This window comes from Nocardia sp. NPDC057455 (assembly GCF_042802775.1).
Lineage (GTDB): Bacteria > Actinomycetota > Actinomycetes > Mycobacteriales > Mycobacteriaceae > Nocardia.
This window is the reverse complement of sequence record NZ_JBHVDM010000046.1, coordinates 25,165-46,183: the sequence shown is the minus strand read 5'-3', so window position 1 is coordinate 46,183 and position 21,019 is coordinate 25,165. Positions and strand designations below refer to the sequence as shown.

The window sequence follows — 21,019 nt, the reverse complement described above, 5'->3', positions numbered from 1 at the left end:
TCAGGACGCGCGCTGGGCGGCCGCATCCACGTGCGAGGTGTCCGCGTACCCGGCCACCGGGCTGAGCCGCAGGACCGCCGGCATCCGGCGAATCAGCGCGGGCGGGCCGGTGAACGTAACCCGGCCCGTCCGCAGCGCGTGGGTCAGCGGCAGCCGCCCCAGCCACACCTGATAGAGCGAGGCGACGTCGGAGCTGATCGCGATGTCCACGGGGTAACCGGGATCGGACTCGCACACCGAGGGCACGCCCGCCTCGAGCACGATCCAGAAACGGCGCAGGTCGTCGGTGAAGCGCACCAACAGCACGTGGCGACGGCCCGGGAACGACGAGGTGTCCACTCGCGTGTGCATCCACCAGACCAGCAGGGCGGGATCGCGCTCGTCGTCGCGTGGCGCGCCGAAGGTCCACCGTGCGCCCCATTCGCCGAGGCCGAACAGGATCGGCTCCAATTCCCGCCCCGCGTCGGTGAGCAGGTATTCCCCGACCGGTCGCTCCACCAGCCCGGCCCGCTCGAACTGCCGCAGGCGTTTGGCGAGCAGGCTGCGCGACAAGCCGGGCAAACCGCGCGCGAGGTCGTTGAACCGGGTGGTGCCCAGGAGCAGGTCGCGCAGGATCAGCAGCGACCAGCGCTCGCCCACCAGGTCGAGCGCCCGGGAAATCGGGCAGTACTGGCCGTAACTCGGCGTCGAAGTCGTCATGGCACCTCGGGGACGGGGTTTATTTTCTGGACCGGCGGGGTCCACTTTCTGCACTATCCGGTTATCGCGGCCGTTCTTAGTTTCGAAACATGACCACTACAGCTCCTGCCATCACCCCCACCGTCACCACGGACTGGATCGCCCGCGCGCGCCGCGTCGGTGAGACCCTGCGTCCCGAGGTCGCCGCCCGTGACCGCTCCGGCGACATCTCCCTCGCCGCGTTCGATCTGCTGCGCGAAAGCGGGTTGTCCGCGGCTCTCGTTCCCGCCGAGTTCGGCGGCGGCGGGGTCACCCACCGCGAGATGGGCGCGATTCTGCGCGAACTGGGCCGGCACGACCCCTCCACGGCGGTCGCCTTCGCGATGCATACCCACCTGGTCGCCGCCCAGGTGTGGCGGCACAACCACGGCATCGACGCCGCACCGCTGTTCGCCAAGGTGGTCGCGGGCGCGATCCTGGTCAGCACCGGCGCCTCCGACTGGGTCGGCTCCAACGGCCGCGCCGAGCGGGTCGAGGGCGGCTACCGGGTGCACGCGCGCAAAGCGCCGGCCAGCGGATGCGAAGCGGGCACCGTCCTGGTGACCAGCGTGCGCTGGGACGACGCTCCGGACGGCCCGCAGGTGCTGCACTGCGCCATCCCGTTCGCCGCCACTGGCGTACGGATCGAGAAGACTTGGGACACCATGGGTTTGCGCGCCAGCGGATCGCACACCGTCGTGCTCGACGACGTGTTCGTGCCCGACGCCGCGGTGTCACTGACCCGCCCCGCCACCGGGTGGCCGCCATTGCTGAACGTCGTGCTCGGCGCGGCGATGCCGCTGGTGATGGCGGCCTACCTCGGCATCACCGACGGCGCCGTCGAGATCGCGACCACACTGGCGGCCGGCCGGTCGGACGCGCCGACCGTCCAGCTGGCCGGCGAACTGGACACCGCGCACACCACCGCTGGCGACCTCGTCGACGCCATGTTCAACGCGTCGGACAACCTGCGCTTCGCCGACACCGATCAGTACGCGAGCCGGACACTCAGCCGTAAGACCGCCGCCGCGGACGCGCTCGTGCACGCCGTGCGCCTTGCCATCGAAACCGTCGGCGGAGTGGGCTATTCCCGCACCTGCGAACTCGAGATGCGTTACCGCGACGTGCACGGCTGCCTGTTCCACCCGTTGCCGCGAGCCAAGCAGACCCACTTTTCCGGTCGTGTTCTGCTCGGACAGTCCCCGATCGGATGACGCCTGCCGATTGTGTCGCCGCCGTCGCCGCTCGCCCCCATAATCGGAATGGGGGCGAGACCCCTGTGCAGTGAACCGGCCTTTCCGGCCACGCGACGACGCTCCGAGGAGAAGCCATGGTGTTTACACGCCGGATGGCACGATCGCCGATCACCTGGGCCGTCGCCGTGCTGCTGGTAGTCGGGCTGAGCGTAGGACTGGCCGTGTTCCAGCCGTGGCGGCTGTTCACCGACACCACCGTGCAGGAGGCGGCGCCATCGATCACCGCGGCGCCGGGTCCGGGCGGCACGGAATCGCAGCCGCACGCCATCGCCCGGGGCACGTTCGTCTCGCACGAGCACGCCACCTCCGGCACCGTCGTGGTCCTGCGGCTTCCCGACGGCGGCAGGGTGCTGCGACTGGAGAACCTCGACACCTCCGATGGTCCCGACCTGCACGTCTGGCTCACCGACGCGCCGGTGCGCGAGGGCCGCGACGGGTGGTTCGTCTTCGACGACGGCGCCCACACCGACCTGGGCAGGCTCAAGGGCAACCAGGGCGATCAGAACTACCCCCTTCCCGCCGACGCCGACCTGGCCGAGCTGACCAGCGTCGCGATCTGGTGCGACCGGTTCAACGTCTCCTTTGGCGCGGCCGAACTGCGACCGGCCTGAGCCCGGCGCGTGCGCCGCGCGCGCGAAAAATGACCCGACAACGGCGGGTGCGCTGTGCCACCATGGGTTTCGACACCGACCACCGCCTCGAGGTGGTCGCCGAGCAGTGGAGAGGAGGGGCGGTAGTGATCCCGGAAACGACGAAGCGAATGGCGACTCGGACGGCGCGATCGGCGGCCGCGGGCAACGCGTTCGGCAAACCGTTGCGCGCATCGCACGACGAACCGGATGTCCGCCGCCTCCAGATCCCCGGCTGATCGCCGCGTTCCTCTCCCCCGCTCGATTCCGCACGAAACATGGTGATTCCCATGACGTTCCGCCGTGCCGCCGATCAGGCTGCGATAACCACCGACAACTGGATACACACCGGGGTCCTCGTCCTGAACGCCTCCTACGAGGCGCTCGACGAGATCAAGGCCGACCGGGCCGTTGTGCTGCTGGTCGCCGGAGCCGCGGAATCGGTGGCCGAGCGCGAGCCGCACTTCCCGATTCGGTCGCGGCACGTGAAAATTGCTCTGCCGCAGACGATTCGACTGCTTCGCTACGTCTACCTGGAGCACACCGTGCTGGTGCACGACGAGAGCAGGGCCACGCTCGCGGGTGTGCTGCGCCGCGACCGGAACCGGTGCGGCTACTGCGCCGGGTGGGCGCGCACCGTGGACCACATCCGGCCGCGGTCGCGGGGTGGGCCGAACACTTGGAGCAACCTCGTGGCCTGCTGCGCGCCGTGCAACGCGGCCAAGGCCGACCGCACCCCGGAGGAGGCGGGCATGCGCTTGCTCTGGGAGCCGAAGGCCCCCACTCATCAGATCAGGCAACAGCGCCGGATCTGGAAGCAACTCGCCGCGACCTGACCACGACCGAGAAAGGAGAAGATCGCGATGACGCGCACCGAGACCACCACCGTCGCGGAGTTGACCCTGGCCGACCTGCTCCCGCTCTCGGATTCCCGAGGGTGGCACCGGGCGGCCTGCCGCGGCGACCCGAACCACGAAGCCTGGTTCCCGTACCCGTCGCAGGACTTCGACTACGCGCGCGCAGTCTGCGCACGCTGCCCGATCCGGGACGGGTGTGGCGAATTCGCCGCGCGCACCGGGCAGTCCGGCGTCTGGGGCGGGCACGAGTTCGACCGCGGACGGGTGATCCGCCACTGAGGCACCGCCGTCGTGCCCTGCCGGTGCGACGGCGGGCCGCGGCGTCACCCGTGCCGCTCGGGAGAAGCCTCGCCGACTTCGTCTGCGGCCGGTGACCATACACTGGGGCGCGTGGGCACTCATCGCAGCGGAACCAGATCCCGGGGCGTCAGCAAAGGTCCGGTTATCGCAGTGGTTGCCGTTGCGTTACTGGCCGCGATCGTCGTCGGCTGGTTTCAGCTGCGCGATCGCGCGGCGGATCAGGACAGTGCGGCGGCGGCCGAGTGCGTGGAAGGGCCCGCGACACTCTGGGTGACGGCCGATCCCGGTATCGCGGCGCAGGTGCGGGCTGCCGCGGACAGCTACAACGCCACCCAGCCGAAGGTGCGCGATCACTGCGCGCGGGTCGCCGTGACCGCGCAGCCATCCGCGGCGATCGTCGCCGCGTTCACCAGCGGCAAGCCGTGGGACCAGGCGCTCGGCCCGCAGCCGGCGCTGTGGATCGCCGATTCGGCTCGCTCCATCGAGTCCATGCGGGTGCCGGGCTTGATCGAGGGCGCGCCGGTACCCATCGCCGCCAGCCCCATTGTGCTCGCGGTATCGGAGGAGCTGCGTCGCGCGCTGGAGCAGGCCGATGTTTCCTGGGCGGATCTGCCGCGGTTGCAGCAGGGTTCGCTCGGGGAGATCGGGCTGGACGGGTGGGGTGGGCTGCGGATGGCGCTGCCCCCGGGTGACGCCACGCTGGCCGCGGCGACAGCGGTCGGGGCCGCGGTCTCGGGCGCCGAGCCGCTCAGCGAGCAGGCGGCGCAGTCGGGCCAGGTGGTCGCCGCGATCTCCGGGCTCGCCGCCGAGGCACCCGAGGCACCTGACGCCGCGGCGGTGCCTGCGAAACTCACCGCCCAGGACGCGCCGCTGCACGCGATAGCGGCTACTGAGCAGCAACTGAAAGGCATGGCCGGAGTCGCCGCGTTCCATCCCGCCGGGTCGGCACCGGTGGCCGATTACCCGGCCGCGCTGATGTCCGGCGCCTGGGTGGACAAGACGCAGAACCTCATCGCCGGACGGTTCACCGACTACTTGCGCAAGCCCGAACAGGCGCAAACCTTCGTCGCGGCGGGCTTCGGCAGTGCGCCGCCGGCCGTGGCCGCCGTCCCGCCGCGCGGCGCGCTCGACAAGGTACGCGCTACGCTGGCCGATCCCGTCCTCGGCGTGCGCTCCACAGTTCTGGTCGACGTCTCCGCGTCGATGGGGACCGCCGAGGGCGCGACGACACGATTGGCGAACGTGCTCGCCGCCCTGAACTCCACCATGACGGTCATGCCGCCCGATTTCGGCCTCGGTGTGTGGACCTTCGGCAAGAACCTCGACGGCAACGCCCCGTACCGGGTGGCGGCCGCCACCGCGCCGCTCACCGCCGACCAGCGTACGAAGATCACCACCGCGCTGAGCACGGTGCGCCCCGGCGAGAGCCGGTCCGACCAGGCCTATCCGTCCTTGATCGCGGCGTACAAGAACGCGGTCGCCGGGTACACCCCCGGCCGCACCAACTCGGTGCTGTTGATCACCGACGGACCCGACGACGATTCCACGGTCACCGGCCCCCAACTGGCCGCCGACATCACCGCGGCCACCGACCGCGCCCACCCCGTGCGCGTCGACGTGATCGTCCTCGGCGGCAGCGGCACCCAGACACTCCAGGCCCTCGCGCAGCAAACCGGCGGCAGCTACACCCGGCTGGCCGGCTCAGACGAAATCGGCTTCGGGACCGCCGTCGTCCAGGCGCTCACCACGCCGTAGCGGCGCACCCTCGTCGTCTTCCGCCGAAGATCCCGCACGTCACGCGCCGGGTCTCCCGCTTGAATCGCACCGGCATCGACCGCTGGTGGCCGCGTGAGCACCACATCGGCACGGGCAGCTCGTCGAGGAATGATCGAGCCGCGCGTGGGCGGCCGCTGCCTCGGCCGCGAAGAGGACGGCACCGGCTGCTCGTGGGGAACCCGTACTCGTCCGGCAGCCGCCGACCCGCTTCGCGTTCTCCCTGGAGATCGGCCTGGACTGGTGGAAGCACGAGACCGATCCGGAGCGCGCCGGCCGCGTCGACGCCACCTTCTCGGCTTTCGGTCCCGACGCGCCGCCGTCACGCTCGTGCACTCCGGTTTCGAGAAGTGGGAACCGGGCTGGGAATCGATGCACGAAGCCGTCGGCAGCGCGGGCGGTCGGCCGGATCTGGCGAACAGCTACGCGAAAGCGGCCGCCGCGCCGTGACCGACCGGCATTCAGCCCGCGTACGCCTCCAGCGGTGGGCAGGCGCACACGAGGTTCCGGTCGCCGTAGGCGCCGTCGATCCGGCGCACCGGCGGCCACACCTTCGCCCTGGCATGTCCGAGACCTCGGGGATATACGGCGACTTCCCGGCTGTATGGGTGCTCCCAATCCCCCACCAGCGACGCCGCGGTGTGCGGGGCGCCGCGCAGCGGGTTGTCGGTCACCGGCCACACACCCGAGGCGACCTGGTCGATCTCCGCGCGGATCGCGATCATCGCCTCGATGAAATCGTCCAATTCGGCCAGGTTCTCGCTCTCGGTGGGTTCCACCATCAACGTTCCGGCCACCGGGAAGCTCATGGTCGGCGCGTGAAACCCGTAGTCGGCCAAGCGTTTCGCCACATCGTCGACGGTGACGCCGGTCTGTTTGGTGATCTCGCGCAAATCCAGGATGCACTCGTGGGCCACCATGCCGTGCTCACCGGTGTAGAGCACGGGGAAGTACTCGTCCAGTCGCCGCGCGATGTAGTTCGCCGAGGCGATCGCCGACAGCGAAGCCCGGCGCAGGCCGTCGGCGCCCATCATGCGAATGTAGGCCCAGGTGATCGGCAGAATCGAGGCCGAGCCGTACTTCGCCGCCGACACCGCGTGGGATCCCGCTTCCAGCGGATCGCCGGGCAGATACCGCGCCAGATGCGCGCGCACCGCGACAGGGCCGACGCCGGGTCCGCCGCCGCCGTGCGGGATGCAGAACGTCTTGTGCAGATTCAAGTGGCTCACGTCGCCGCCGAACCGGCCCGGCCGGGCGAGACCGACCAGGGCGTTCAGATTGGCGCCGTCCACGTAGACCTGACCGCCCGCGTCGTGCACCAGCGCGCACAATTCGGCGACCTCGTGTTCGAAGACGCCGTGCGTGGACGGATAGGTGATCATGATGCAGGCCAGACGCTCGGCGTGATCGGCGATCTTGGCACGCAAGTCGTCCAGGTCGACGTCGCCGTTGGCGCGGCACTTCACCACCTCCACGCGCAGTCCCGCCATCGCCGCCGACGCCGCGTTGGTGCCGTGCGCGCTGGACGGGATCAGACAGGTGTCGCGGTGAGTGTCCCCGCGGTCGAGATGGTACCGGCGGATCGCCAGCAGTCCGGCGTACTCGCCCTGGCTGCCCGCGTTGGGCTGCAAGCTCACCGAGTCGTAGCCGGTGATGTCCGACAGCCAGCGTTCCAGGTCCGCGACCACCCGTAGCAGACCGGGCGCGTCCTCGACCGGCGCGTAGGGATGCACGCGCGCGAAACCCGGCCAGGTGATGGCCTCCATCTCCGCGGTGGCGTTCAGCTTCATCGTGCACGAGCCGAGCGGGATCATGCTGCGGTCCAGCGCGATGTCCTTGTCCGAGAGCATGCGCAGATACCGCAGCATCGCGGTCTCGGTGTGGTACCGCGTGAACGCGGGGTGGGTCAGGAACTCCGAAGTGCGATTCTCGATGACCGCGACCGGCACGGGCGCCCCCGGCTCGGACGACACCGCGGTACCGAAGGATTCGAGCACCGCCGTGACATGCGCGTCGGTGGTCGCCTCGTCGCAGGCGATGCCGACGTGGTCGGCGTCGACCAGGCGCAGATTGATGCCGCGCGACTGGGCCTTCGCCACGACGGCTTCCGCGCCGCCGGGCACGTGCGCCAGCACCGTGTCGAAGAAACTGTCGTGCACGACCGCGCCGTCCAGCCCGGCCGCGATCGCCGCGGCGTGCCCGTGCACCCGGCGGGCGATCGACCGCAGCCCGTCGGCGCCGTGGTAGGAGGCGTACATGGCGGCCACAATGGCCAGCAGCACCTGCGCGGTGCAGATGTTGGAGGTCGCCTTCTCCCGGCGGATGTGCTGCTCGCGGGTCTGTAAGGCGAGCCGGTAGGCGAGCGCGCCATCCGCGTCCACCGAGACGCCGACCAGGCGGCCGGGCAGCTGGCGGGCCTGCGCCTGCCGCACCGCGAGGTATCCGGCGTGCGGCCCACCGAAGCCGAGCGGGACACCGAAGCGCTGGGTGGTGCCGAAGCACACGTCGGCGCCTTGCTCACCGGGCGGCGTGATCAGGGTCATGGCCAGCAGGTCGGCGCCGATCGCCACGAGCGCGCCGCGTTCGTGCGCCGCGGCGATCAGACCGGTGCGGTCCACGACGCGACCGGACGCTCCGGGCGTCTGCGCCAGCACACCGAAGAACTCCCCCTCGGGCAGCTCGCCGGTGGACAGGTCGGCCTCCACGATCTCCAGGCCGAGCGGCTCGGCCCTGGTGTAGAGCACCGTCCTGGTCTGCGGGAACAGGTCGGTGTCGATCAGCAGCCGACCGGACCGGGCCTTGCTCGCGCGACGCAGCAGTGTCATCGCCTCGGCGGCGGCGGTGGCCTCGTCCAGCATGGAGGCGTTGGCGACGTCCATGCCGGTCAGCTCCGACACCATGGTCTGGAAGTTGAGCAGCGCCTCCAGCCTGCCCTGGCTGATCTCCGGCTGATAGGGCGTGTAGGCGGTGTACCAGGCCGGATTCTCCAGAAGGTTGCGCACCAGGACCGGCGGGGTCAGCGTGTCGTAGTAGCCGAGCCCGATCATCGAGGTGGCCACGGTATTCGATGCCGCGAGTTCGGCGAGCTCGGCGAGTACCTCGTGCTCGGAGGCCGCCGCGGGCAGCCCGACCGGTCCCTCGCCGTCCAGGATGCTCGCGGGTAGTGCCGCGGCAGCCAGTTCGTCGAGCGACGGCACGCCGACCACCTCCAGGATCCGGGCCAGTTCCTGCCGGTCGGGTCCGATATGGCGGTCGGCGAATGAGCGAGTCACAACAGCTCCCAAGGTCGGGCGGGGTCGACCACGCGGTCGACGGGTACCGGCCCTCCCCCTCTGTCGTGGCGCCTGAGAGATTCGGGTGCCGCGACCGGTGGCCGAGACCCTTTCCCCATGGGCGGGCGGCTCGAAGCCACCGCTTTCCAGAGGCGCCGAAGCCCGCACGGTCCTTTTGCCTGAGAGATTGACGGGGAGGTGCTGCTCCTTCGGCGCTCGGACTCTTTTCGAAACCGAGACTCTCCCGCACGGCGGCGACGCACGGTCAGTTTATGCCGATGCCACGCCGCAGTGCGCCCTGGGACCCCGCGCGAAGAGTGTCGTTCTGGTCACTCGAGCGAGAATGGCCGTCACACGTCGAGCCCTGCGCGCACCCTCGTCGCGGCCAGCACGATCGCCTCCGCTTGAATACCAACCAGACGATCCAGCGGCACCGCGGCACCCGGCGCGTTCTGCTCCACGTCGGCGCACCATTGCTCGAAGACCTCAGCGAACCGGTCACGCTCGGCGGCCAACACCGGCGCGGCATCGCGGGCGTATTCGTCCTCCAGCAGGCGTAGCAGCATGCCGCCCAGCCGCAGGCGCAGCATCGCGGTCCAGTCGTACTGTTCGACGAAGATCTCGCCCCGGGTCGCGATCCGATTCCGTTCCGGCACAGCCTGTCTGCTCATCGCCAGCCCGGGTAATCCGGCGACCAGCGCACGCACCGACCGCTCGAACGGGCTGCGGCCGCTCAACCGGCCGTCGAGCCGGGCGAGCACCTCGGCCGCGACCTCGGCCATGGCCCGATAATCGGCGGCGGTGGCGTCGAGCAGGTCGCCCAGCACGCGGTCGCCCGCCGAGCCGTCGCCGATCCGCGAATCGGCCCAGAGCGGCAATTCGCAGACCAGGATCGCCGTGCCGTAGCGCGCCGCGTAGTCCCGGCAGCCACCCCCGCCCAGCGCGGCGACCGAGTCCAGGCCCTGGGCCGCGAGCAGATCCGCCATCGCCCCGAACAGCGGCAGTTCGAAGACCCCGGGCGCCAAGGTGCGCGCGCCCGGCGCGTCGGGCTCGCCGCGATAGATCGGCACATCGGCGGCCGTCAGCAAAGCGGTCAGCGCCGACCAGTACTCGGGGTCACCGCCGGAGGTGTAGAAGAATCCGCCGCCGAATTCCGCGTTGTGCAGTGAGGCGATCAGCGCGGGCCGGGTCCGGTCGATCAGCGACATCATCGCCTTCGTCTCCGGGAGCGGCACCCCGACGCGTCTGCCACCCCACTCGGCCGGGAAGCACCACTCGGGTTGCTCGGCCGCGGGCGGCCGGTAGAAGCCGCGCGCGACGCCGGTCCTGGTGTGCGGACCGGCGAACCACCCTTCGTTCAACCGCGTCCCATCCGGATCGACGCACAGCAGGAAATGCCACGTCGCGCCGACGGTCACCGCCTCGTCCGCGGCCATCCGGCCGAGCAGGTGGCGAATCGTAGCCAAGCCGATGGGCTCGTTCGGGTGCGGGTTGCCGAACACAAGAATGTGCTGCTCGCCCGATCCGACCGTCACCTCGCGAATCGGATCACCGCCGCGAGAACGTCCGAGCTCGGTGATCGAGATGCGACCCGGATGATCCGCGGCGAGCGCGTCGGCGAATCCGTTGAGTTCGTCGACGGTCGGAAACGCCTCGATCCGGCCGATCGGCCCGACGAGGCCGGTGATGTCGCCTGTGCGCACGGCGCCCCCCTCTCGCTGCCGCCTCGGCCCCTTCTCCCACCGCGACGGCGCTGTCACACACCACGGCCGGGGAGGCTGCGCGCCTTACCCGGCCGTGGAAGCGTTTTGTTCCTGTGTTCCGCGCTGACCTGGCGAAATTCTAACCCGTCTTGCGGTTCATCCGCGCCTTCCGACGGAATGACAGCTCGTCCTCCGGCCGCTCGGTGATCGCCGACGCGCGCTCCGCGGGGAAATTGGCGATGGCGCCGGTCAATTCACGCATGGCGCCGCTGACTGCGATACCGAAGACCCCCTGCCCACCCTGCAGTAAATCCACGACCTCCTCGGCCGAGGTGCACTCGTATACCGAGGTGCCGTCGGAGAAGAGGGTGATCCCCGCCAGGTCCTGCACGCCGCGGCTGCGCAGATGATCGACGGCTATCCGGATGTTCTGCAGCGAGATGCCCGCGTCGAGCAGCCGCTTGACGATCTTCAGGACCAAGATGTCCTTGAACGAGTACAGCCGCTGACTTCCCGAGCCCGCCGCACTCCGGATGGACGGCACCACCAGACCGGTGCGCGCCCAGTAGTCGAGCTGCCGGTAGGTGATTCCAGCCACCTGGCACGCACTGGGAACGCGATAGCCGACCAGATCGTCAGGTACCGAGTCGTCGGGGAACAGGCCTGGCTGTACCACATCCTGCGATTGCTCTGCCACTGACCACTCCCTTGCTTCGCCGACGCATTCCCAGCCTCATCGATGACCCGGCTCCGTCACCGACCGAATCGGTGCGGATTCGGCCGAAACGGTCGTGGCCCAACTGTCGAGATTACTCCCTACGATTGTCCAGGGAGCGACGTCATCGAGCCAAACGCGACGCGCGGAAAAAGTCTCGACCTCTACTTCAGCTATCCGTCGCCTTGAAGTCGTCCGGGGAAACCGACTCGAGGAACTCCTTGAACTTCTCCACCTCGTCCTCGCGCTCGTCCGGCATCACGAGGCCGGCTTCCTCGAGAACCGACTCCTCGGCATGGATCGGGCAACCCACCCGCAAGGCGATCGCAACCGAATCCGATGGCCGCGCCGAAATCCGCAGATCGTTCTCGAAGACCAGATCGGCGTAGAAGGTGCCCTCCTGCAGATCCACGATCCGCACCTCCTTGAGGGTATGCCCCAGGTCGGTGATCAGGATTTTGATCAGGTCGTGCGTCAGCGGGCGGATCGGAGTCACCCCCTCCTGCTCGAGCACGATCGCCGTCGCCTCGGCTTGGCCGATCCAGATCGGCAGATACCGATCACCCGCCACTTCGCGGAGCAACAGCACGGGCTGGTTCTGTGGCTGCTCGACACGGATGCCGATCACGCGCATTTCGCTCATCGCACTGCCTCCCATACTCGCCGCCGGCCCGGCATGACCGCCGCAGAGCTCGCCGTACCACGAGTCTAGGCGAACCCGCACCGGTCCAGCGATCCGTCTGCACAGCCGAAATCACCGTGTTGGGTCGCCGAAATCCAAGAACCCGCGGCGCGCCGGGGCTCAGCCCCCGAGCGAGCCCCGGACCGAAGACTTCACCAGACAGGTGTGCAGGGTCAGCGACAGCGCGGCCAGTTCGCGCACCGTCTCTTCCGCACGGGCGCGGGCTCCCGCGTCCCTGCTCTTCGCGATCGGGGCGACGATCTGTGCCACGAGCGCGGCCTCCCGGTCGGCGGCGAGCTTGAACGCACGCAGATGCCGTGCCTCCAAACCGAATTCGGCCATCGCCCGAGCCGTCTTGGCCAGCGTGACCGCGTCCGCGTCGAAGTAACCCGCCGGGCCGGGCGTGATCAAGTTGGCCCGGATGAGGTCGTTGAGGAACCGATCCTCGATCCCGGCCTGGTCGAGCAGATCGGCCCGGGTGACCCGGATTTCGTGATCGAACCGCAGATCATCCGGGGATACCCCGCTCGGCACGACGCCGAGCCGCCGAGGCGCGGCCACCGGGCCGACGCCACGTTCGGAACCCGGCGCGGCTTCATCGGCGTCCGGCGCGGCGTGCCCGGACTCCGGCGCCCCGGAGCGGACGGAGTGCGCTCGGGCGCGGGCTTCCCGCACACCGAGCGTCGCCGCACCGCTGTCGATTGCCTCGAGCTGTTCCTTGATCACCTTCAACGGCAGGTACTGATCGCGTTGCGCGGTCAGCACGAACCGAAGCCGCTCCACATCCGCCACGGAGAACCTGCGGTAGCCCGAAGGCGTCCGCTCCGGCCGGATCAGACCTTCCGCTTCCAGGAAGCGGATCTTGGAAATGGTGACGTCGGGAAAGTCGGGGCGCAGCAGGTCGAGCACGGAGCCGATCGACATTCCTCCGCGTGCCCACTGCGCCGCACCGGTCACAGCGCCGGGTCCTTCATGACTCCGAGCCTTTCACGAGTGCGCGACCCGGCGCCGGCGCCGTCATAGACTCCCCGCGCCCGCCGACGAGTCGCTCACCTGGGCGCGCGGTCCGGTGAGGAACACCAGCCGGAACTTGCCGATCTGCACCTCGTCACCGTTCTGCAGTTCCGAGGAGTCCACCGGCTCCCGGTTCACGTATGTGCCGTTCAGGCTGCCCACATCGACGACCTGGAACGAATCGTCGTCCTGGCGGAACTCGGCGTGCCGACGGCTGACGGTGACGTCGTCGAGAAAGATGTCACTGTCGGGGTGGCGCCCCGCCGACGTCGTCGGCTGATCCAGCAGGAACCGCGAGCCCGCGTTCGGGCCGCGCTTGACGACCAGGAGGGCCGCGCCAACGGGCAGACCCTCGACCCCTTGGACCGGCTGCTCGCCGGTCGGCTCTCCGGAGCGCGACGCGTCGACCTCGTTCAGGAAATCCGCGCGGAAGACCGACGTCGTCTCGGCCGCGGTCTCCCCGTAACCCGGGTCTTTGTTCTCGCTCACCGTTTCTCTCCTCCTCGAACCTGATTATCCATGCAAGCAGGTGATACCTCTGGCACCACGACCTGCCGTCGAGTCCCTAGATTCCCGGCACAGCCGCCGGGTGCATCTGTTGGCATTGACCGTACCCTGCCGGGCCGCACCCGTGCAGGTAGAACTGGGAAGGCTGCTTCAGCCCCCGATAACTCCTTGATAACCTGCGGCATCCAGCAGTTCACCGAGCGTCGCGTCGAGACTCGCCGCATCACCCACCTCCAACTCGAACAGCCACCCGTCACCGTAGGGATCGGTGTTCAACGTCTCCGGCTCCGAGTTCAGCATGTCGTTCACCGCAACGACTTTCGCGCTCAGCGGGGCGTAGATGTCGGACACGCTCTTGGTCGACTCCACCTCCGCGATGCTGTCCGTGGCGGCCACGTCCGCGTCCGTCTCGGGCAGCTGCACGAACACAACGTCACCGAGTTGAGACTGGGCGTAGTCGGTGATGCCCACCCGCACCCTGGTCGGTGCGATCCGGCGTACCCACTCGTGCTCCTCGGTGTAGCGCAGATCCTCGGGGGTCTGGGTCACAGGCCGTCCTTTCGTTTGAACGTTGCACGCAAACTCTATCGGCTACGCCATCCGATGCCCCACAGCCGGTATCGCTCTTGCGACCGCGATGGCTCTGCCGGTATAGAGCACGCCGGTCCACACGTAGACCGCGGTGCCCCAGATCAGCAATGCCCCGCCGAAGGCCCGCCCGAATCCGGCGGCGGCCCAGTCCATCTGCCCGGCCAGCAGCCAGGGCAGCGCGGACATCAGCGCGAAGGTGGCCGCCTTACCGAGGTAGATCACCTCCGGCGGGGGCAGTTCGCGACGTTTGTACACCGAGAGCGTCGCGGTGAGCACGAGGTCGCGCCCGACCAGGATCGCCGCCACCCACCACGGCATCAGGCCGCGGATCACGAAGGCCGCCAGCGTGGCGACCAGATAGAGCCGGTCGACGAACGGATCCAGCAGCGCCCCCAGCCGCGAGGACTGATCGAGCAGCCGGGCAAGCTTGCCGTCCAGGAAGTCGGTGACGCCGCTGGCGATCAGGAGCGCGAATGCCCAGCCATCGGCCCGCTCGATCAGCAGCAACCACAAGAAGAGCGGTACGCCGAGCAGGCGCAGCACGCTCAGCACGTTCGGCACGGTCAGGACGCGGTCGGCGAAGATGCCCCGCACCCCGCCTTGGGCGCGTTCCTCCGGTTGCGCGGTGCCCGATTCGGTTGTCACGACCCGTGCATACCCCACCGACCCCGGTCCTCGCCATCTTCGCGCGGGTAATTTCCGAATATCGGCGCGGCACGCGCGTGCGAGGATGGTTTCCGCCACAGCGCGGCGGTGACAGAATGATTCGAAATATTTCTCACCGTGTGGTCGGTGAGCGAGAGGAAGTCATGTCCGCATTCGACTACGACGTGGTGGTGATCGGTTCCGGATTCGGCGGCAGCGTCAGCGCTCTACGGCTCACCGAGAAGGGTTACCGGGTGGGCGTGCTCGAGGCAGGCCGCCGCTGGAACGCCGAGGACATCCCGCGCACGAATTGGAATGTCCGCAAATCGATCTGGGCCCCGCGCCTCGGCCTGACCGGACCGCAGCGGATCAGCCTGCTCGGCAAGTGCGCCGTATTCTCCGGCGCCGGGGTCGGCGGTGGCTCGCTGATCTACGGGAACACGCTCTACGAACCGCTGCCGAATTTCTACACCGACCGGCAGTGGGCACACATCACCGACTGGCGCGCGGAGCTGGCGCCGTTCTACGACCAAGCCAAGCGCATGCTCGGCGTGGCGCCCAACCCGCGGACGACCCCGGCCGACGAGGTGATCCGGGAGATCGCCGAGGACCTCGGCGTGGCCGACACCTATCACCCGACCGAGGTCGGCGTGTTCTTCAACGAGAGCGATCCGGGCACGGAGGTCGACGACCCCTACTTCGGCGGCGCGGGCCCGCGCCGCACCGGCTGTGTGCACTGTGCGCGCTGCTTCACCGGTTGCCCGCACAACGCCAAGAACACCACCACGACCAACTACCTCCACCTGGCCGAGCGAGCCGGTGCGCGGGTGCACCCGCTCACCACCGCCGTCGCCGTGCGACCGCTGCCCGGCGGCGGGTACGCCGTCGACACCCAGCGCTCCGACCGCTGGATCCGCAGGCAGCGCGCCACCTTCACCGCCGAACAGGTCGTGTTCGCCGGCGCCGCGCTCGGCACGCAGAAGCTGTTGCACAAGATGCGCGACGACGGCGTGCTCGCGCACCTGTCGCCCCGGCTTGGCGAACTGACCCGCAGCAACTCCGAGGCCATCCTCAACGTGGTCAGCCGAGCCCGCCGCGACTTCGCCGAGGGCATCGCGATCACCTCCTCGATCCATCCGGAGCCGGACACGCACGTCGAGGTGTGTCACTACGGCAAGGGCCAGAACGCACTGTTCCCGATGTCGGTGCCGATCGTGGACGGCGGGGCGTTCCGCTTCCTGCGCTTCCTGCTGGCGATCGTGCTGCACCCGCTGGTGTTCCTGCGCAGTCTCGACGCGCGGCACGCCTCGGAGAAGTCGGTGATCCTGTTGATCATGCAGTCGCTGGACAACTCGCTGACCTCCTTCCGCGAGCGCGGGCGGCTGCGTACCCGGCAGGGCACCGGCGAGCCGAACCCGACCTGGATCCCGCTGGCCCACGACATCGGCCGCCGGTTCGGCGCGAAGGTCGACGGCGACACCCACGGGCTGATCATGGACGTGTTCGACATTCCCGCCACGGCCCACTACATCGGCGGATGCGTGATCGGCGACAGCCCGCAGACCGGGGTGGTCGACCCCTACCAGCGGGTCTACGGCCATCCCGGCCTGCACGTGGCCGACGGGTCGGCGGTAACCGCCAATCTCGGCGTGAACCCGTCGCTGACGATCACGGCGCAGGCCGAGCGCGCCATGGCGTACTGGCCCAACCGCGCCGATCCCGACCCCAGGCCGGAACTGGGGTCGCCCTACCGGCGCATCGCCGCGGTGCCCCCGGCGCATCCCACGGTGCCCGCGGCGGCGCCGGGAGCGCTGCGGCTGCCGATCGAGCCGGCGCCGCCCCGCGTTCCGGTGGAATGAGGGCGACGCCACGCAGCGCGAACGGTGGGTACCGGCTAGCGTGAGCCGTTGTGTCAGACAGTGGTATCGACCTGCACTCCTATGTGCCCGCGGAGGAAGTCCGCGCTCGGGGACGCGCGCTGCGTCAGCGGGTTCCGGTCATCGCCAGGGACCGGGAGGCGACCAGCGTGCGACGGCCGGGCGTGCTCGACTTCGTCGAGGCGAGCAACGCCGGCCGGCTGGCACACCTGATTCCGCTGCGGATCGGGCGGATGATCGCCTCGCCGTTCACCTTCTACCGGGGCGCGGCAGGTCTGATGGCGGCCGATCTGGCGGGTGGCCCGGACAGTGGGCTCACCGCTCAGCTGTGCGGTGACGCGCACGCGGCGAACTTCGGCCTGTACGGCACCGCGCGCGGCGAGATCATCATGGACATCAACGATTTCGACGAGACCGTACCCGGCCCGTGGGAGTGGGATCTGGAGCGGCTGGCGGCCAGCCTGGTGCTGGCCGGACGTGAGGCGGGCGCCGACGAGGACGAGTGCCGCACCGCGGCGCGCGACGCCGCCCGCTCCTACCGCACGGCCGTGGACGAGCTGGCCGCGATGCCGTTCATGACGTCCTGGTGTGCGCTGCCCGACGAGTCGGTGATCGCGCGCGCCAAGGCCGACGCCCTGCTCGACGACTTCAAGAAGGCGGCCAAGAAGGCGCGCAAGAACACCAGCGCCAAGGTGGTCGCCAAGTGGACCGAGCATCTCGATGATCACCGGACCGGCATCCGCAAGCACCGCTTCCTCAGCGATCCCCCGATTCTCACCGCGGTGGACGAGCAGGTCGCGGCGGCGGTGATCGGCGGGCTGGAGCGCTACGCAGACACCCTGCCCGAGTCACGGCGCAACCTGCTGGCCCGGTTCGCGGTGTCGGACATCGCGTTTCGGATCGTGGGTACCGGAAGCGTCGGCTTGCACAGCTACCTCGCGCTGCTGCACGGCAACGACGGCGAGGCGCTGGTCTTGCAGGTGAAGCAGGCCGCGGCCGCGGCACTCGCGCCGTTCCTGCCGACCCATGCCGTGCGTCACGAGGGTGAGCGAATCGTGCAGGGCGCCAAGCTGGTTCAGGCCGAGTCGGACATCCTGCTCGGCTGGACCTCGCTCGCCCCGAGCGGCGACGGCACCGAATTGCCCTTCATCGTCCGGCAATTCCGCAATCTGAAGGGCAGCATCGATCCCGCCGAACTGCCCGCGACCGATCTCGACGACTACGGACGGCTGGCGGGCGCGCTGCTGGCCAGGGCCCATTCCCGGTCGCTGGATCCGCGCTTGTTGTCGGGCTATCTGGACGGTGACGAGCGCTTCGACGACGCGGTGGCCGCGTTCGCGGTGCGCTACGCCGACCGCACCGAGGCCGACCATGCCGAACTGGTCGAAGCCGTGCGCAACGGCCGGATCGACGCCACGGAACCGGACTAGAGCGCCCACCCGACACGCCGTTCGTGCGGCGTGGGCGCGGCGAACCCGTTGCGCCACCTCGTATCCTGTCCACTGTCGAGTGTCGACGTGAAGGGTGGCCGCCAATGCTCGTCCGAGTCCAGAACGCCGCAGGAACCAATGCCGAGCGCGCGCTGATCGACTGGCTGCGCACCTGGAAGGACTCCTCGAGTCCACACGGTGTCGCGACGATCACCTGCAGCCTGTTCCACAAGGACCGGCTGCACCAGTTCGATGCCGTGATCTGGACACCGACCAGCTGCGTGGTGATCGAGGCCGACGCGCTCGTCGCCCGTCAGGACGGTGCGCTCGAGGTCCCGCTGAACGGGCCGTGGAGTATCAGCGGCGAGCCGATCGCGACGGAGAGCCGCGACCGCCGCACACCGCTGGACAAGTCGCGCGAGCACACCTTCGCGCTCCAGGAGTGGCTGGCCGCTCGTGGTCTCGGCCAGCGCGTCGTGCACGGCGTGGCGCTGCTCGTCACCTTGCCGGGCGCCCAGCTCCAGCTCGAACAGCGCTGGGCCGATCCGAGTTTCGACGTGATCATCGGCGATGATCCCGGCCGGCTCCGGCACTACTTCGACGCGCTCGCCGCGCAGGAGAAGCACCTCTGGACGGCCAACGACGTCGCCGTCGCGTTCCGCGGGCTCGGCATCCTGCCCTATCTCCCCGCGCCGCAGGAACTGATCAACGAGGGCTTCCTCGGCCCGATCGACATCACGCTCTGGCACGGCGGCCCGAATCAGGCGCAGGCCGAGGCCTATGCGGAGGAACTCGCGCAGGCCGAACGGGAGGCACAAGCGTCCAGGTTCGCCATCCAGGCTCCGTGGTACAGCCCGTGGAAGCTGTATCCACGGGAGACCGGTGACCTGGACTTCGGCCGCGCGGTGATGCGCACCCTTCTTGCCATCGGTATGGTCGTCGGCTTCGTCTGGGTGGTGTGGTTCCTGGTCACCGCGTTCACGGCGTACGGGCCGGGCTGATCGGCCGCACGGGTGCGGCGGCCGATCAGGGCGGCCGCTACGAAGACGCCGCGATCGGCTGGGTCCGCTCGAAGACGCCGGCGTCGTCGAGCATGGCCGCGCGCAGCATCGATTCCGGCACCCCCATGGCCTCGACCAGGGTCAACGCGTGCGGACGCAGCCGGTCGACCAGCTCGTTCACGCCACGGCGCACGGTCTTGGCCCGATCCACCGACATGAACCGGTGCATGATGTACCAGGCCTGGTTCTCCTCGATGGTGGAGTAGACGAACAGGTCGCACATCCAGTCGGCGATTTCGCGCGCCTCCGGATCCTCGATGCCGGAGATGCCCTCGATGAACGCCTCGAGTACCAGGCGGTCGATATGCGCCGCGCCCGCGGCCAGGATGTGGTCCTGGGCGTTGTTGAACGCCTCGAACGGGCCGGTCTCCTCGGCCCTGGCGCGCAGCCGGTGCGCCGCGGTCCGGACCAGGTAATCCTCGCGGTCGGCGAACAACTGCAGCTGCACGACCCGGCGGGACAGGTCACCCTCGTCGATGGAGTCGTCCCCGCGGTCGCGCAGGGTCTGGATCAGCTGGCGCACGCCGGATCGCTTGCGCACCACGTCACCGGCCATGGTCGCGGCGAAGCGCACCCAGCCCAGCGCGTCCAGGTCGCGCACCTCGTCGGCGTACGAGGTGAGCAGTTCCTTCGCCACCAGCTGGGTGAGCACCACGTTGTCGCCCTCGAAGGTGGTGAAGACGTCGGTGTCGGCCTTCAACGTGACCAGCCGGTTCTCCGTGAGGTAGCCCGCGCCGCCGCACGCTTCACGGCACTCCTGGATGGCGTCGGTGGCATGCCTGGTCTGGGCGACCTTCAGGCCCGCCGCACGCTTCTCCAGCGCGCGTTGCGCGCCCGCCTCGAGGTTCTGTCCGGTCTGCACCAGGTGCATCCGCCGGACCAGGTCGTTCTGCGCGAACGCGAGGGCATAGGACTTGGCGACCAGCGGCAGCAGCCTGCGCTGATGGCTGCGGTAGTCCAGCAGCACGGTCTCCACACCGGTGTCCGGGTCGGAGAACTGCCTGCGTTGCAGGGCGTAGCGCACCGCGATGCTCAGCGCGACCCGCGCGCCGGCCGCCGCCGCGCCGCCGACGCTGACCCGCCCGCGCACCAGGGTGCCGAGCGTGGTGAAGAACCGGCGGCTGGGGTTCTCGATCTCGGAGCTGTAGGTGCCGTCCGGCGCGACGTCGGCATACCGGTTGAGCAGGTTCTCCCGGGGCACCCGCACGTGGTCGAAGACGATGCGCCCGTTGTCCACGCCGGGCAGGCCGCCTTTGAGGCCGTCGTCGTAGGTGGTCACGCCGGGCAGGTCGGCGCCGTTCTCGTCGCGGATCGGCACCAGCAGGCAGTGCACGCCCTTGTTCTCGCCGAGCGTGATCAGCTGCGCGAACACCGCGGCCATCCGCGCGTGTTCGGCCGCGCCGCCGATGTAGTCCTTGCGCGCCGATGGCGTCGGCGAGTGCACCACGAACTCCTGGGTCTGCGGGTCGTAGGTGGCCGTGGTCTCCAGGTTCGCGACATCGCTGCCGTGCCCGGACTCGGTCATGGCGAAGCAGCCGAGCAGGTCCAGCGAGATCAGCCGCTCGATGTGCTCCCGGTGCCGTTCGGTGCCGAGGTTCTCCACCGCGCCACCGAACAGTCCCCACTGCACGCCCGATTTCACCCACAGCGACAGGTCCGCGTACGCCAGCATCTCCAGTCCGACCACCGCCGCGCCCGGCTCACTGGTGCCGCCGTTCTCCCGGCGGAAGCCGCGCTCGGCGAATCCCATGGTGGAGATCGCCTTCATCTGCTCGAGCACGCGCGCCCGAGCGGCCTTGTAGTCCAGGTAGGGGTCGGCGGTGAACTCCTCGCCGGCCAGCAGGGTCCTGGCTTCGTCCCGGACGGCCGCCCAGGGTCCGTCGAGTGCCGCGCGTAGGTGGTCCGCCGTCGTTGCCGTGCCGCTAGTCATGTCTCGACGATAGCCCGGTACACCGGTGGCAAACCGTGATGCGCGACAACTCCGGGAGAG

General features: G+C 69.4%; 19 protein-coding genes and 1 riboswitch. Of the genes, 9 read left to right on the top strand and 10 right to left on the bottom strand.

The window, feature by feature from the left end; translation table 11 throughout:
- Positions 1–699 carry a winged helix-turn-helix transcriptional regulator gene (locus ACFU5M_RS20000; protein WP_379051196.1) on the bottom strand — a complete coding sequence of 233 codons (699 nt, stop codon included), beginning with the start codon at positions 697–699 and terminating at the stop codon, positions 1–3.
- An 89-nt stretch (positions 700–788) separates the two neighbouring features.
- Here ACFU5M_RS20000 and ACFU5M_RS19995 point away from each other — a divergent pair, with 89 nt between their 5' ends.
- From ACFU5M_RS19995 to ACFU5M_RS19970, 6 genes are all read left to right on the top strand, one after another.
- Positions 789–1,931 (top strand): acyl-CoA dehydrogenase family protein, encoded by a 1,143-nt coding sequence (locus ACFU5M_RS19995; RefSeq protein WP_379051193.1) that lies wholly within the window; start codon positions 789–791, stop codon positions 1,929–1,931.
- A 116-nt stretch (positions 1,932–2,047) separates the two neighbouring features.
- Complete coding sequence (locus ACFU5M_RS19990; protein ID WP_379051191.1) at positions 2,048–2,584, top strand: DM13 domain-containing protein; 537 nt, start codon at positions 2,048–2,050, stop codon at positions 2,582–2,584.
- A 62-nt stretch (positions 2,585–2,646) separates the two neighbouring features.
- Complete coding sequence (locus ACFU5M_RS19985; RefSeq protein WP_379051188.1) at positions 2,647–2,841, top strand: hypothetical protein; 195 nt, start codon at positions 2,647–2,649, stop codon at positions 2,839–2,841.
- Positions 2,842–2,892: 51 nt separating this feature from the next.
- Entirely contained in the window at positions 2,893–3,438 is a 546-nt protein-coding gene (locus ACFU5M_RS19980) for an HNH endonuclease (RefSeq protein WP_379051185.1), read from the top strand.
- Positions 3,439–3,465: 27 nt separating this feature from the next.
- A complete protein-coding gene (locus ACFU5M_RS19975; protein WP_379051183.1) occupies positions 3,466–3,738 on the top strand; it encodes a WhiB family transcriptional regulator in 273 nt (90 codons plus the stop codon).
- Between the two features lie 171 nt (positions 3,739–3,909).
- Entirely contained in the window at positions 3,910–5,514 is a 1,605-nt protein-coding gene (locus ACFU5M_RS19970) for a VWA domain-containing protein (RefSeq protein ID WP_379051181.1), read from the top strand.
- A 479-nt stretch (positions 5,515–5,993) separates the two neighbouring features.
- On the opposite strand, the gene gcvP is transcribed toward ACFU5M_RS19970, so the two are convergent.
- The 8 genes from gcvP to ACFU5M_RS19930 all read right to left on the bottom strand — a co-directional run bounded on the left by gcvP (position 5,994) and on the right by ACFU5M_RS19930 (position 14,610).
- Positions 5,994–8,804: an aminomethyl-transferring glycine dehydrogenase gene (gene gcvP, locus ACFU5M_RS19965; RefSeq protein ID WP_379051178.1), complete on the bottom strand. Its 2,811-nt coding sequence runs from the start codon at positions 8,802–8,804 to the stop codon at positions 5,994–5,996.
- A 157-nt stretch (positions 8,805–8,961) separates the two neighbouring features.
- Positions 8,962–9,061: riboswitch (glycine riboswitch) on the bottom strand.
- A gap of 93 nt (positions 9,062–9,154) precedes the next feature.
- Positions 9,155–10,507: a M14 family zinc carboxypeptidase gene (locus ACFU5M_RS19960; protein WP_379051175.1), complete on the bottom strand. Its 1,353-nt coding sequence runs from the start codon at positions 10,505–10,507 to the stop codon at positions 9,155–9,157.
- Positions 10,508–10,646: 139 nt separating this feature from the next.
- Positions 10,647–11,204 carry a MerR family transcriptional regulator gene (locus tag ACFU5M_RS19955; protein WP_039797830.1) on the bottom strand — a complete coding sequence of 186 codons (558 nt, stop codon included), beginning with the start codon at positions 11,202–11,204 and terminating at the stop codon, positions 10,647–10,649.
- A 187-nt stretch (positions 11,205–11,391) separates the two neighbouring features.
- The gene (locus ACFU5M_RS19950) at positions 11,392–11,865 is read right to left on the bottom strand and encodes a bifunctional nuclease family protein (protein WP_379051171.1); all 474 of its coding nucleotides are present in this window, start codon (positions 11,863–11,865) and stop codon (positions 11,392–11,394) included.
- Positions 11,866–12,024: 159 nt separating this feature from the next.
- Positions 12,025–12,828: a MerR family transcriptional regulator gene (locus ACFU5M_RS19945; RefSeq protein ID WP_379051219.1), complete on the bottom strand. Its 804-nt coding sequence runs from the start codon at positions 12,826–12,828 to the stop codon at positions 12,025–12,027.
- 93 nt (positions 12,829–12,921) lie between these two features.
- Positions 12,922–13,407, bottom strand: coding sequence for an FHA domain-containing protein (locus ACFU5M_RS19940; RefSeq protein ID WP_040866480.1), 486 nt, complete (start codon positions 13,405–13,407; stop codon positions 12,922–12,924).
- Positions 13,408–13,575: 168 nt separating this feature from the next.
- Positions 13,576–13,974 carry a glycine cleavage system protein GcvH gene (gene gcvH / locus ACFU5M_RS19935; protein ID WP_379051169.1) on the bottom strand — a complete coding sequence of 133 codons (399 nt, stop codon included), beginning with the start codon at positions 13,972–13,974 and terminating at the stop codon, positions 13,576–13,578.
- Between the two features lie 42 nt (positions 13,975–14,016).
- A complete protein-coding gene (locus tag ACFU5M_RS19930) occupies positions 14,017–14,610 on the bottom strand; it encodes a CDP-alcohol phosphatidyltransferase family protein (protein ID WP_379051217.1) in 594 nt (197 codons plus the stop codon).
- A 215-nt stretch (positions 14,611–14,825) separates the two neighbouring features.
- Between ACFU5M_RS19930 and ACFU5M_RS19925 the strand changes: the two genes are divergently transcribed.
- The 3 genes from ACFU5M_RS19925 (at position 14,826) to ACFU5M_RS19915 (ending at position 18,969) form a co-directional block, all read left to right on the top strand.
- A complete protein-coding gene (locus ACFU5M_RS19925; protein WP_379051166.1) occupies positions 14,826–16,520 on the top strand; it encodes a GMC oxidoreductase in 1,695 nt (564 codons plus the stop codon).
- A gap of 50 nt (positions 16,521–16,570) precedes the next feature.
- Positions 16,571–17,968 carry a DUF2252 domain-containing protein gene (locus tag ACFU5M_RS19920; RefSeq protein ID WP_379051163.1) on the top strand — a complete coding sequence of 466 codons (1,398 nt, stop codon included), beginning with the start codon at positions 16,571–16,573 and terminating at the stop codon, positions 17,966–17,968.
- Between the two features lie 104 nt (positions 17,969–18,072).
- Positions 18,073–18,969 carry an NERD domain-containing protein gene (locus ACFU5M_RS19915; RefSeq protein ID WP_379051160.1) on the top strand — a complete coding sequence of 299 codons (897 nt, stop codon included), beginning with the start codon at positions 18,073–18,075 and terminating at the stop codon, positions 18,967–18,969.
- Positions 18,970–19,006: 37 nt separating this feature from the next.
- Here the strand turns inward: ACFU5M_RS19915 and ACFU5M_RS19910 are convergent, their stop codons facing one another.
- A complete protein-coding gene (locus ACFU5M_RS19910) occupies positions 19,007–20,959 on the bottom strand; it encodes an acyl-CoA dehydrogenase (protein WP_379051158.1) in 1,953 nt (650 codons plus the stop codon).
- Positions 20,960–21,019 lie beyond the last annotated feature (60 nt).